This window comes from Pseudolabrys taiwanensis, assembly GCF_003367395.1.
GTDB lineage: Bacteria > Pseudomonadota > Alphaproteobacteria > Rhizobiales > Xanthobacteraceae > Pseudolabrys > Pseudolabrys taiwanensis.
Window position 1 is genome coordinate 2,379,318 of the sequence record NZ_CP031417.1, and the last position, 12,599, is coordinate 2,391,916.

General features: G+C 64.6%; 13 protein-coding genes, 1 tRNA gene and 1 riboswitch. Of the genes, 1 reads left to right on the plus strand and 13 read right to left on the minus strand.

The features are described from left to right. Positions 1–42 precede the first annotated feature (42 nt). The 4 genes from DW352_RS11435 to DW352_RS11450 form a co-directional block, all read right to left on the minus strand. Positions 43–828: a hydroxypyruvate isomerase family protein gene (locus DW352_RS11435; protein ID WP_115691332.1), complete on the minus strand. Its 786-nt coding sequence runs from the start codon at positions 826–828 to the stop codon at positions 43–45. A 148-nt stretch (positions 829–976) separates the two neighbouring features. After that, on the minus strand, positions 977–1,765 hold the full coding sequence (locus DW352_RS11440; RefSeq protein ID WP_115691334.1) for an alpha/beta fold hydrolase: 789 nt from the start codon (positions 1,763–1,765) through the stop codon (positions 977–979). A gap of 142 nt (positions 1,766–1,907) precedes the next feature. Then, positions 1,908–2,966: a gentisate 1,2-dioxygenase gene (gene gtdA / locus DW352_RS11445; protein WP_115691336.1), complete on the minus strand. Its 1,059-nt coding sequence runs from the start codon at positions 2,964–2,966 to the stop codon at positions 1,908–1,910. Between the two features lie 169 nt (positions 2,967–3,135). Beyond that, the gene (locus DW352_RS11450) at positions 3,136–3,894 is read right to left on the minus strand and encodes an SDR family NAD(P)-dependent oxidoreductase (protein ID WP_115691338.1); all 759 of its coding nucleotides are present in this window, start codon (positions 3,892–3,894) and stop codon (positions 3,136–3,138) included. 124 nt (positions 3,895–4,018) lie between these two features. Here DW352_RS11450 and DW352_RS11455 point away from each other — a divergent pair, with 124 nt between their 5' ends. Beyond that, on the plus strand, positions 4,019–4,639 hold the full coding sequence (locus DW352_RS11455; RefSeq protein WP_115691340.1) for a nuclear transport factor 2 family protein: 621 nt from the start codon (positions 4,019–4,021) through the stop codon (positions 4,637–4,639). Positions 4,640–4,660: 21 nt separating this feature from the next. On the opposite strand, the gene DW352_RS11460 is transcribed toward DW352_RS11455, so the two are convergent. From DW352_RS11460 to DW352_RS26770, 9 genes are all read right to left on the minus strand, one after another. Beyond that, positions 4,661–5,632, minus strand: coding sequence for a Bug family tripartite tricarboxylate transporter substrate binding protein (locus tag DW352_RS11460; protein ID WP_115691342.1), 972 nt, complete (start codon positions 5,630–5,632; stop codon positions 4,661–4,663). Between the two features lie 198 nt (positions 5,633–5,830). Continuing rightward, entirely contained in the window at positions 5,831–6,706 is an 876-nt protein-coding gene (locus tag DW352_RS11465; RefSeq protein ID WP_115691344.1) for a fumarylacetoacetate hydrolase family protein, read from the minus strand. Positions 6,707–6,872: 166 nt separating this feature from the next. Beyond that, the gene (gene egtD / locus DW352_RS11470; protein WP_115691346.1) at positions 6,873–7,865 is read right to left on the minus strand and encodes an L-histidine N(alpha)-methyltransferase; all 993 of its coding nucleotides are present in this window, start codon (positions 7,863–7,865) and stop codon (positions 6,873–6,875) included. 22 nt (positions 7,866–7,887) lie between these two features. After that, positions 7,888–9,120, minus strand: a complete 1,233-nt coding sequence (gene egtB / locus DW352_RS11475; RefSeq protein WP_115691348.1) for an ergothioneine biosynthesis protein EgtB — start codon at positions 9,118–9,120, stop codon at positions 7,888–7,890. A 200-nt stretch (positions 9,121–9,320) separates the two neighbouring features. Beyond that, positions 9,321–10,604 (minus strand): D-amino acid dehydrogenase, encoded by a 1,284-nt coding sequence (locus DW352_RS11480; protein WP_115691350.1) that lies wholly within the window; start codon positions 10,602–10,604, stop codon positions 9,321–9,323. A 150-nt stretch (positions 10,605–10,754) separates the two neighbouring features. After that, positions 10,755–10,853, minus strand: a riboswitch (glycine riboswitch). A 96-nt stretch (positions 10,854–10,949) separates the two neighbouring features. Beyond that, entirely contained in the window at positions 10,950–11,390 is a 441-nt protein-coding gene (locus DW352_RS11485) for a biotin/lipoyl attachment domain-containing protein (protein ID WP_115691352.1), read from the minus strand. A 152-nt stretch (positions 11,391–11,542) separates the two neighbouring features. Continuing rightward, on the minus strand, positions 11,543–11,941 hold the full coding sequence (locus DW352_RS11490) for a DsrE family protein (RefSeq protein ID WP_245434409.1): 399 nt from the start codon (positions 11,939–11,941) through the stop codon (positions 11,543–11,545). Continuing rightward, positions 11,928–12,383, minus strand: a complete 456-nt coding sequence (locus DW352_RS11495) for a hypothetical protein (protein WP_115691356.1) — start codon at positions 12,381–12,383, stop codon at positions 11,928–11,930. Before DW352_RS11495 ends, DW352_RS11490 begins: the two co-directional genes overlap by 14 nt. Positions 12,384–12,400: 17 nt before the next feature. After that, positions 12,401–12,496, minus strand: a tRNA-Sec gene (locus DW352_RS26770). Between the last annotated feature and the right edge of the window lie 103 nt (positions 12,497–12,599).

Consider the following 12,599-nt stretch of genomic DNA (forward strand, 5'->3'; position numbering starts at 1 on the left):
GAGGCAAAGCGGATCAGTGTGACTTTTCAATAGCTTTCCTGGTTAACCACCGGGGGCGTGCAGGCCATAGGCCGCTCCCCAGGCAAGACCCGATTCGGTCGCCGTCCGCGGCTTGTATTCCGCACCGATCCAATGCGGATAGCCGAGCCGGTCGATCTCGGCGAAGACGAAGGGATAGTTGATCTCGCCATCGCCGTCCGGCTCGTGCCGCACCGGCACCTGCGAGCATTGCACATGCGCGATCAGCGGCTGGTACTTCTTGAAGCGCTCGATGAGATCGCCGCCAACGATCTGCATGTGATAGAAATCGTACTGGATGAATACGTTGTCGCTGCCGACCTGGCCGATGATGTCGGCCGCGTGCGCAAGCTCGCTCAGAAAATAGTTCGGCATGTCGCGCGGATTGATCGGCTCGAGATAGAGCTTGACGTTGCGCGCTGCCGCCTGGTCGGCGGCCCATTTCAGGTTTTCAACGTACGTCGTCTCCGCCGCGCGCCTATGCTCCGGCGCGACCTTGCCGGCAAGACAGTGGATGGCAAGGCCGCCGACGGTCGTCACATAATCGAGCGTCTGAGCGAAAATCGCCCGCCAGTCGCGTTCGCGGCCGGGCAACGCGCCAAGACCGAAGTCGTCCGGGCCGCCCTGCGGCGTGTTGATGCCGAGCACTTTGAGATTGTTACGTTCGACCGCGTGCTTGAAATCGGCGGCCGGGACATCCGGAAAGCGTCCTTCGATCGCTTGAAAACCGCAAGCCGCCGCGGCGTCGATCCGCGCCAGCAGAGGCCGGTCGGTGAACAGATAGCCGAGATGCGCGGAAAAACGTGGCATGTCTTCTCCCCCCTTTGACTTGCCGCACGATTATATCCGTTCGTCCCCGCAAAAGCGGCGACCCAGCGCAGCCTTAGCTGTCGGAACGACAGCGCTGGATTCCCGCTTGCGCGGGAATGAGCGGAGTATGCGGAAACGCTTCAGACGACTAGAGCCCCACGAAATCCTTGATCGCGGCGACGAAAGCCTGCGGCTGCTCGAGCGGCGGACAATGGCCGCAGCCGGGCAATTCGACGTAACGCGCGCCGGGAATCTTCTCGGCGACCTGCTTGTTCAGCGCCGGCGGCGTCGCCTGATCGAACTCGCCGCAGACGACCAAGGTCGGCACCCGCATGTGCGGCAGGAGCGGCACGAGATCGGCCTCCTGCAGGATCTTGCACGCGGCTTGGAAAGCCTTGGGCTCGATGCCAAGCAGCACCTGCTTGCGCTCCTCGATCTTCTCGGGATGCGCCGTGAGATAAGCAGGCGAGAACACGCGTTTCGCGGCGATCTCGGCGATCGAACCGAGCCCGCCGGCGGCGACCTTGTCGGCCATGCCGGCGAACTGCTGCCGCCCCTCCTCGGGAAACGTGGCCGCGGCGTCGCAGACGACGAGCTTGGCGATGCGCTCCGGATGCGAGAGGGCGAAGGCGAGCGCCACCGTACCGCCGAAGCCATTGCCGATCAGCACCGCGTCGTTGCCGATGCCGAACTCGTCGAAGCCGTCTTCGACCGTCGCCACATAAGCGTCGAGCAGCGGCAGCATCGGCGACTGTGAACCGTGGAAGCCCGGCAGGTTGATCACCGTCACCCGGTGCTTCTCGGCAAGCGCCGGCAGCACGGGATCGAAAGCGTGGCGGTCGGCGAGCAGCGAATGCAGCAAGACGATGTCGCGCCCCGCGCCGGCGCGGACCGCTTTCAGCGCGCCGTGCGCGGCGCTCAGTTCTTCCATCTGCATGGTCTCTCCTCACGCCCGTTGCCGAGTTCCAGACGATTATAACGCCGGGAGGCGGCTATTCGACCATGCGGGACGTCAAAAAACAAAAGGCCGCGCCCAATGGACGCGGCCTCCGCATTGGTCCCGTTAACGCGACGGTCCCTTACTTCCCCTCGCGCCAGATGCCGAGGGCTTCCTGCGCCGGGCGGTCGGAGATCGAGAACAGCACGGCATCTTCGCCCGCGACCTCGTGGTGGTAGCGCTTCCACGGCGGCACCACGAACACGTCGTTGACGCCCCACTCGATCGCCTTGCCGTCGACGATGGTCTTACCCTTGCCTTCAGCGACCGCGAACACGGCCGCGTCGGTCGAGCGATAGTCCTCACCCTTGAAGCCGCTCGGGAACAGCGACAGGTTGGCGCCCATCGTCGGCAGCACGGGGCCGCCGTTGATCGGGTTGGCGTAGCGCACGCGCGCGCCGAAGCGCTTGTCGACGTCGCCGGTCTTCTTCAGACGCTCCAGGATCGGCCGCATCTTGGCGTAGGGATAGTTGATCACCGGCGAGCGGTTCATGTGCGCCGGCGCGCCGTCCGGCAGCACGCCCGAGGCGTAACGCTCGAACGAGTCGCCATCCTCGTGGTTCACGTTCTGCATCTTCTCGGTGAAGTGCTCGGCGAACGACGTCTGGAAGTGGTTGATGGTCGGCATGTCGAGCACGTCGAGCCACATCACCGGCTCCTTGCCGGGATTGCCGTGATCGTGCGGCGCCCAGTTGGCGGTGATGATGAAATCGCCGTGCGCCATCTCGGCCTTCTCGCCTTCCACCGCGGTGTAGGCGCCGTTGCCCTTGAGCACGAAGCGGATGGCGGAGGCGACGTGACGGTGCACGTCGGCGATCTCGCCCGGCATGATCAGCTGGATGCCGGCGAAGAGCGTGTTGGTGATGCGCGCCTTACCGGGATCGCCCGGGTTCTCGAGCACGAGCACGCGGCGCTCGGCTTCCTCGGCGGTGATGACATCGCCGGCCTCGAGCATCAGCTTCTCGACGTCCGGGAATTTCCAGATGTGCGGGACAATCTGGGTCTTCGGCTCCGGCGTGACGAGATTCTTCAGCACCTCCCACAGGGGGGCGAGGTTGTAGCCCGAGATCTTGTCGTAATAGGCCTGCCGGGCGAGCTGCAGATTGTGTTTGGGATTGGCTTCTGCGGTGGCGACCGCCATGGCGTTGCTCCGTGATTTTCGAACTGTTTCTATCCAGCGCCGACAGGTTAACGAACCCAGGGCCGACGCTGTTTCCTCTCTCCATTTAAGTATCTACCCACCGCCGCGCGATGTCACGGGTGCGCGGCAATTTCTCACATATTGCGAATTTTGCTATTCAGCCGCGCGGTCAGTTGTTGACCGAACCGCCGTCAACCACCAGCGACTGCCCGGTGACGAAATCGCTGTCGGCGGAACACAGGAACAGCAGCGCACCGGTCAGGTCTTCCGGGTAGCCGTCGCGCTTGAAGGCGCGCGTGTTGCGCACCTTCTCCCGCTCCTCCTCGACGTGCTGGGTGTTGCCGAGCCCCGTGTCCGACAGGATATAGCCCGGCGAAAGCGTATTCACAGCGATGCCGTGCGCCCCCAACTCGCGCGACAGCGAGCGCGTGAAGGCCAGCATGGCGCCCTTGGAGACCACGTAAGGCAGCATGCGCGGGGTGCCCTTGTAGGCCGTGCCGGAGGCGATGTTGACGATCTTGCCGCTCTTCTGCGCGATCATGTGCGGCGACACGTGCCGCACCATCAGATACGGCCCGCGCACATTGATCGCCATCACCTTGTCCCACACCTCGACGTCCCACTCATTGAAATTGCGCGGGGCGAGCGTCGCATAAAGCGCGGCGTTATTGACGAGGATATCGATGCGGCCGAAGCGCGTGACCGTGTCGGCCACCAGCGCTTTCACCTGCGCCTCGTCGCTGACGTCGCAGGTCGCGCTCGCCGCGCTGCCGCCCTTGGCCGCGATCTCGGCCACCACCGGCGCCCCATCCGCGATATCGGCGATCATCACGCGCGCGCCTTCGGCGGCCAGCGCCAGCGCATAATGCCGCCCGATGCCGCGCGCGCCGCCGGTGACGAGCGCAACCTTGTTTGCGAGCTTAGCCATTGCGTATCGCTCCCACATTCTTTTGTTCTGCCGGGCTTGACCCGACGATCCCGCTTAGGCGAGCACTGTGCGTAACCCAAGGGAGAGGCCCGGCACAAGGCGGGCATGATGGAGGTTGACGCATATGCCGGGTGATATCACCGACCGCCTTGAAATCCGCGAGTTGGTCGACAACTGGGTGCTGTGGCGCGACGCGCGCCGGTGGGACCGTTTCCGCACGCTGTGGCATCCGGAAGGGCGGATGTGGGCAACCTGGTTTCAGGGCACCTACGAAGAGTTCATCAAGGTCAGCCAGGAAGGCTTCGATCGCGGCGCGCGCATCGTCCACATGATGGGCGGCACCACCATCGACTTCGCCGGCACCCGCGCCATCGCGCAGAGCAAGATCGCCATCAACCAGCGCGCGCCGATCGAAGGCGTGCTGTGCGACGTCGAATGCACCGGCCGCGCTTACGACTTCCTCGAGAAGCGGGGCGGCAAATGGGGCATCGTGCTGCGCCGGCACATCTACGAGAAGGACCGCATCTTCCCGGTCGATCCCGGCACCATGCCGCGGCTCGACCCGCACCTGCTGGCCAAATATCCCGAGGGCTACCGCCACCTCGCTTATCTACAAGCCAAAGTCGGCTACGACGTCAAAAGGGACCTGCCCGGCCTTGCCGGTCCCGAGCTTGAAGCGCTGTATGCGCAGGGCGAGACGTGGCTGAACGGCGGCGCGATCGATCTCGTCCCGCGCGCGTCTTAACGGCAAGCCGGCCGCCAACTGTTATTCCGGCTGCAGCCCGGCCTTGTCCCGCACGTCCTTCCATTTGACGACGTCGGCCGCCAGGTGTTCGCCGAACTCGGCCGGCGTCGAGACATGAACCACCGCGCCGACCTTGGCGAGCTTCTCGCGGATATCCGGCCGCGACAAAATTTCCTTCAGCGCCGCATTGGTCTTGTCGACGATCGGCTGCGGCGTGCCGGCAGGATAGACAAAGCCATACCAGCTCAAGACCGCGTAACCGGGCACACCAGACTCCGCGACGGTCGGCGTATCGGGGATGATGGGCCAGCGCTGCGGCGTCGCCACGGCAAGAAGCTTCAAATCGCCGGCCTGCACCTGACCGAGCACGGCGTGCACCAGCTCGACGGCATAATCCACCTCGCCGGCGCGCAAGGCGGCGACCACGGCCGGTGTGCCGCGATAAGGGATGTGCTTCACGTCCATGCCGGTCATCTGCCGCAGCAGCTCGCCGGCAAAATGCTGGGTCGAGCCGACGCCGACGCTGGCGAAGTTGAGCTTGCCGGGCGAAGCCTTCGCAAGCGCGACGAGGCCCTTGATGTCGTTGGCGGGAAAGTCCTTGCGCGCGACGACGACGAACGCGGAGTCGGCCACCCACGACACCGGCGCAAAGTCTTTCACGGAGTCATAACGCAGCGATTTGAGCATCACGGCTGAAATCGCGTGGCCGGCGCTCAGCATCGACGCGGTGTAGCCATCCGGCGCCGCCTTGGCGACCTGCTCGGAAGCGATCGAGCCGCCGGCGCCGGGCTTGTTCTCGACCACGACCGATTGATGCAGCAGTTCCGACAGAGGCTGGGCGACGACCCGCGAAACGATGTCGGTACCACCGCCCGCACCAAAGCCGACGAGCACGCGGATCGGCCTTTCGCTTGGCCACTCCGCGGCGTCGACGCTCGCGGCAAAGCCGGCCAAGCAAGCGGCCACAAGCACCGTCTTTACGATGTGATTCATGGCGTTCCCCACAGGCTCAGGGCACGCTCTTACGGCGCGCCTCAGGAGATCACAGGGAACGTGGCGGGACGCTATGTTGTCAATGGGTCATTCCGGGGCGCACCGAAGGTGCGAACCCGGAATCCGGAAGAGGATGCAGCGCGGTTGTTTCTGGATTCCGGGTTCGCGGGCTTTCAGCCCGCGCCCCGGAATGACAGATCACTTCTCGTCTTCGATCGTATTGCGCAGTACGCCGATGTCCTGGATCTCGACCTCGGCCACGTCGCCCGCCTTCATCCACACCGGCTCGGGCTTGCGTGCATGGCCGACGCCCGACGGCGTGCCGGTGAACAGGATGTCGCCCGGCTCCAGCGTCATGCCTTCGGAGAGATAGACCAGCGATTCAGCGACCGGGAACATGAACATGTCGGTGTTCGCCGACTGCATGGTCTTGCCGTTGAGGCGGGTCTCGATCTTCAGACCCTTGGCGCCGCGCGGCAGTTCATCGGCCGTGACCATCCACGGACCGATCGAGCCGGACTGGTCGAAGTTCTTGCCCATGCCCCACTGCGTGGTGTGGCGCTGATATTCGCGGATCGAACCTTCGTTGCCGACGGTGTAACCGGCGACGATGTCGCAGGCGTTCTCCAGCGTCAGATGCTTGGCGCGCTTGCCGATGATGACGACGAGTTCGCCTTCGTAGTCGAACTGGATCGACTTCTTCGGCCGGATCAGCGGCTGCAGATGCCCCGTCAGCGACGACAGCATGCGGAAGAAGATCGACTGGAATTTCGGGATGTTGTCCTTCTGCGGGCCTTCCTTGACGTGATCGAGATAATTGAGGCCGAGGCAGATGATCTTGCCGGGCTTGGCGACCGGCAGGGTGAATTTCAGGCTCGTGAGCGGCTTCTTGGCCGAGGCCGGCGCCTTCTTGGCGATGTCGGCGAGGCCCTTGAGGTCGCCGTCGGTCGAGCGCAGATATTCGCCGAGATCGGAGGGAATGCTCGGGTCCACCGCCTGGATGTCGATGACATTATCGCCCTCGACGACGCCGAACCGCGCCCCATTGTTCGTTTCAAAGCCAACGATTTTCATGAATACCTGCCTTGCCGTTACTCCCCGCCCGCTTTCGGCCGGGCGCGGCAAGGCTTAGAGCAATTTCCGGCGCGCGGGAAGCGGGCCGGCGCGCGGGTCCGAATTCCTCACAATATGAGAAATTCCGACAGCGCGCCGATGCGAGCCCGGACGCCGTGCGCCCGCGTTACGAGGCGGGCCGCGGCTCTTGCGTCAGGGTGAAGGCCTGGATCGAGAAATAGCCCTGCTTGTCCGTCCACATGCCGTCGGGCAGCCAGCCGACGCCGCGCGCCAAAGCGCGCAACGAGTCCGGGCTGTATTTGTAGCTGTTCTCGGTGTGGATGGTTTCGCCGGCGCGGAATTCGATCGTGTCGCCCAGCACCTTCACCTTCTGCCGCTTGAGGCTCGCGAGATGCATCTCGATGCGATTGCGCTCGCGGTTGAAGAAAGCGTGGTGTTCGAACGAGGCGAGATCGATGTTGCCGTCGAGCTCGCGATTGATGCGGGTGAGCAGATTGAGATTGAACGCGGCGGTGACGCCGGCCGCATCGTTATAAGCGGCGTTGAGGATCTCGGCATCCTTGATCAGATCGGCGCCGACGATGAGCACCGATTTCGAGCCGAGGATCCGCGCCGCGTTGCGCAGGAACGCCGCCGCTTCGTGCGGCTCGAAATTGCCGATGGTCGAGCCCGGAAAGAAGCCGACGCGCACCGGCGCGGTGCGCGCTTCTTCCGGCAGATCGAACGGATAACAGAAGTCGGCGACGACCGGCAGCACCTTCAGATTGGGATAATCGGCGCGCAGCTCGGCCGCCTCGCCGGCCAGCATCTCGCCGCTGATATCGACCGGCACGTAACAGGCCAGAGGCCGCACGGCATCGAGCAGGATGCGCGCTTTCTTGTTCGAGCCGCTGCCGAACTCGACCAGCGCGGCGCCCTCCGGAATCAATTTGGCGATCTCCGCCGCGTGGTCGCGCAACGCCTGCATCTCGCAGCGCGTGGGATAATACTCGGGCTGGTCGGTAATCTTGTCGAACAGGGCGGACCCTGTCTCGTCGTAGAAATACTTGGCAGCGATGCGCTTCGGCGTCGCCTTCAATCCTTCCAGCACTTCGGCCGCGAACGGCGATAGTTCGCCTTGCTGCGGCTGCTTGCGGGACGTACGTGCCAACGCGCTCATGATTGCCTCTTAACGCTTCACGTTAGATGAATTCGATCAGACGCACGCCGCTGAACTGCCAGCGCGCCGGCGGATAGAAGAAATTGCGATAGCTCGCGCGGGCGTGGCCCTCGGGAGTGGCCAGCGAGGAGCCGCGAAGCACCATCTGGCTGACCATGAACTTGCCGTTGTATTCGCCGAGAGCCCCTTCAGCCGCCCGGTACCCGGCGTACGGTAGATAGGCGCTGCGGGTCCATTGCCAAGTGGCGCCGAAGGCGTCGGCCAACAAGCCCGCCCGCGCCGCCGTCTCCCACTCCGCTTCGCTCGGCAGGTCCTTGCCGGCAAAGCGGGCGAAAGCATCGGCTTCGAAATAGCTGATATGCGCGACCGGAGCGTTCGGATCGACCGGCTTGCGCCCGCCGAGCGTCATCACGGTCCAGCCGCCGTCGTCCTCGCGCCAATAACCCGGCGCTTGCCAGCCTTCGGTCTGCACGGTGGCCCAGCCGTCCGACAACCAGAGCGATGGCGTCGCATAGCCGCCCGCGGCCATGAAATCGAGCCACTCGCCGTTGGTGACGAGATGACGCGCGATGCGCACGCGCGGGATCAGTTCGTCGTGGCGCGGCAGCTCGTTGTCGAAACAATAGCCCTCGCCGTCATGGCCGATCGGGTGAATGCCGGCCGGCACCTCGACGAAGCCGCGCGGTCCCTGCGCCGGCTTGGGCGGCTGCCAGTTCGGATCGTAAGCGGGATCGGTCGGATTCTGCGCGAAGGCATGCAGGATGTCGGTGAGCAGCAACTCCTGATGCTGCTGCTCGTGATGCAGACCGATCTCGAGAATCTCGAACACGAGCTTGGCTTGCGCGAACGGCACCTGTTCGATCAGCCGCTCGACCGCGGCGTCGACATGCGCGCGATACGCGGTGACTTCCTCGCCGTTCGGCCGCGTGATCAGGCCGCGTTGCGGGCGCGCATGGCGCGGACCGGCGGCGACGTAATAGGAGTTGAACAGAAACGAGAAGCGCTCGTCGAAGGGCTGATAACCCGGCAGATATTCGCGCAGCAGAAACTGCTCGAAGAACCAGGTGACGTGCGCGCGATGCCATTTGGTCGGGCTGGCATCGGCCATCGACTGGATGATCTGATCCTCGGCCGACAAATGCGCGGCACGCGATTCGGTATCCGCCCTCACGCGGCGGAAGGCATCGCGCCAGAAGAGGCGGAAATCATCGACTGTCGGCGCAGACGTGCGCGCCGAAGCTGCATGGGATGGCATTGAGGTGCCTCCGTAGGCAAATGCAAAGGGATGCGGCAGTCGATGTACGTATGGATACGAACGATGAATGCAATTGTTCCACCATCGGCCATGTGGAGCAACCCTATGTCCTTCGCTCGGCCCCGCAGGCGATACAAATGCTTCGGCGCGGCAGTGTTAACGCCGCGCCGAGCGAATGGTTCAAATTAATTTGAGGAGTCTCAGCCCGCCTGTTCGACGGCCCCTGCCGGGACCGCGATGGTGCCCGACGCAGACCGCAACCTTGCGTCGACCAGGCCGGCAACGACCTGCGCCGTCGCCGCCGACAACGTCCAGCCGAGATGACCGTGCCCTGTATTGTAGAACACATTGGCGCGACGGCCGCCCGACACACGCGGCAGCATGTTGGGCATCATCGGCCGCAACCCGGCCCAGGGCACCACGCGTTCGGTGGACACGCCGGGAAACAAACGGCGCGTCCAATCCACGAGCGGCTGCACGCGGTCGCTGCGGATGTCACGGTTGAAGCCGTTGAACTCGGCGGTGCCGGCGACGCGAAAACGGTCGGCGCCCAAGCGGCTGGTGACGATCTTCGCCGCTTCGTCGAGCAGGCTGACCCACGGCGCGGCGTTGCGGCTGGTCTCGTCGTCGAGCTGCACCGTGATGGAATAGCCCTTCACCGGATAGACGTTGACGCGATCGCCCAGCATCGCCGCGAAATGGCGGCTCTCGACGCCGGCGCAGACGACGATCGCATCCGCCGCGGTCCGCTCGACGAGCGCGCGCGCGCCGGAACGCCACGAGACAATGACGCCCTCGTCGGTCGCAACCACATCGTCGACCGTCGTGTCGCATTGGAAGCGCGCGCCGCGCCGCTCGCAGGCGGCGGCAAGTCCCTTCGTGAACTTGTGGATATCGCCGGTCGAATCCGATGGCGTGAAGAAGCCGCCATAGTAATCGTAATCGCCGCCGAGCGTCGGCTCGATCGCCTTGATTTCCTGCGGCGTCACGGCACGGCGCTCGAGACCGCCTTCGTGCAACAGCTTGTTGACGCGCGTGGCCTGCTCGAAGTCGGCGCGGCTCTTGTAGACGTGCAGAATGCCGCGCGTCTCGAGATCGAAGTCGATGCCCTCGCGCGCCGCCATCGCGAACAGATGTTCGCGCGCCTGCAAGGCAAGCTTCACCGTGGCGATGGTGTTGGCGCGATAGCGCGGAATCTGCGCCACGAACTCGGCAAGCCAGGAATACTTGTGCCAGCTTGGGGACGGATTGAGCAGCAGCGGCGCGTCGCTGCGCAGCATCCACTTCAGGCCCTTCAGCAAAGTCGCCGGGTTGTTCCAGACCTCGGCATTGCTGACCGACAACTGACCGCCATTGGCGAAGGATGTTTCCATCGCCGGATAGCGATGGCGCTCGAACACCGTGACCCGGTGTCCACGTTCGATCAGAGCATAAGCGGTGGTGACGCCGGTGATACCGGCACCGATGATAGCGATGTGAGCCACGAGGGGATCTCCCGCGCGTTAGAGGGACCGGACCGGCACGCTGGTGCCAGTCGATGGGTCCCCGTCTGTCGCGGTACCTGAGAGCTTAACCCGGCAGTTGGCCGGATATCCCCTTCGGTGGGCGCCTCGAAAGCGCCTCTCTCCAGACTGTCCAGCGATGCGGTCCTTGGTGCCTGAGAGTTTCCGGGGCGGTTGCTCCGTCGGCGCCGGTCCGGGCACGCCCGTACCGATCTCTCCCGCATCGCCTATTATACGATAGGAAAATACGATCGATTCGCGTTTCCCGCAAGGCAACAAAACGTGAGCGGCGGCGCGGGACGGCCGTCCCGCACGGTCGCCGATGACCTAACCGGTCCGGCTCTTATACGAGCCCGTGGCGATCCATTCCTCGATCGCCGCGCCCAGACCCGGCCCGGTCACCAGCCCGGCCCGCCAGTCCTCGACGCCCGGCCGCACGATCAGCATCCACCCGGCGCCAAAGGGGTCCGCGTTCAGGAGCTCGGGCTTGTCGACAAGGGTCTCGTTGTGCGCCACCACGGTGCCGTCGAAGCCGGCGCGGGCGGCGCCGATCCACTTGCCGCCCTCCACCATCGCGAACCAACGGTTCTTCTCGAAGGCATGGCCGAGACGCTTGGGCGTGAACACCAGCACCTCGCCCATGAGCGACGCCGCCCAGGTCGTGAAGCCGGTGCGCAACGTGCCGTCGGGCAGCGGCGCGTACCAGACCTGGTTCTCGATGTCGTAGAGCAGGTCTTCGGGAAATTCGTATCCTTGGACGAGAGCCACCGCGCACCTTTACATAGATCGTCTCAAACACTGCTCAGTCCCGCGAACGCGGGAGTCCAGCAGGCCTAACGAATTTGCACCCTCGCGCTGGGTCCCCGCTTTCGCGGGGACGAGCGGACAACGAGGCAATTCCAACCCATCACAGCCGGCGCCTAGAAAGTCAGGACGCGGCAGTCGTCGTCCATGATCGTCTGGATCACGGCGGCGGCACCCATCATGCCGTTGCACTCCGGGATCAAGTCGGCCTCGTCTTTATCGAACAGCTCGAGATTGGCCGGACAGGCCCACAATCGCACGCCCTGGTCGCGCGCCTCCCGGATCCAGTCGTAGACCGTCTTCGGATCGCCCGGCTTGACGTGCAGCGTCTCGGCGACGCCCTTGAACATCAACTTGCCAGCGGTCGCCGAGCATAACAGATCGACTTCGTAATCCATCGCCGCCGCGACGGCGGCGTAATAGAACGGCGCCGCGAGCTCTTCCGGATTGCGCGGATCGGTGTTCACGAGCATGACGACGAGACGACGCTTGGTCCCGCGCTCAGAAGTCGACACGCGGCGTCTCCGGCATGTAGTTCTCGAACAGCACCCAGAAGGCGCTGCCACGCGCGCCGCGATACCAGGTCTCGAAATCGCGCAGTGCGGAAACGACATCGGCCGGCGACGCCGGCTCTTCCGCATCGAGGCTCCCGAACACGGCCTTTGCCACCGGCACGAAACGGTCCAGCACCTCGCCGCGCGCCTCGCTGTCGTTCGCCCAACCGAGTTTCGTCTGCACCACCGCATTGGCGGCGGCGACGGCGATCGCTTCGTCCTCCGCGCTCGCCACCGCGTCGGCGACGGCACGCATGAAGTTCAGACGCCGATGGGCGTAAGCGCGTTCGCGTTCGAGTGCTTTCGTGCGCTCGGCGATCTCGCGGCGGAAATCATCCTCGGTGCGCGCGGCATCGTCGGCCGCGGTCTTCAGCGCGTCGAGGAAAGACGAAGCCGGCGTCATCGCGCGCTCCTGGAACGTGGCGGAAGAGAGAGGGAGTCGAACCCACCAAGGACCGGCTCGCGGCCCCTCCCGGATTTGAAGTCCGGACGCCCCACCGGGGACGATTCTCTTCCAACAACGGATGGCTCGGCTTCGCTCGGACGGCGAAACAGATCGAGCCGATGTTTATTGATGCGACGCAGATCGCCGCGGCGCAAGGTCACCCCGTGGCGGTCG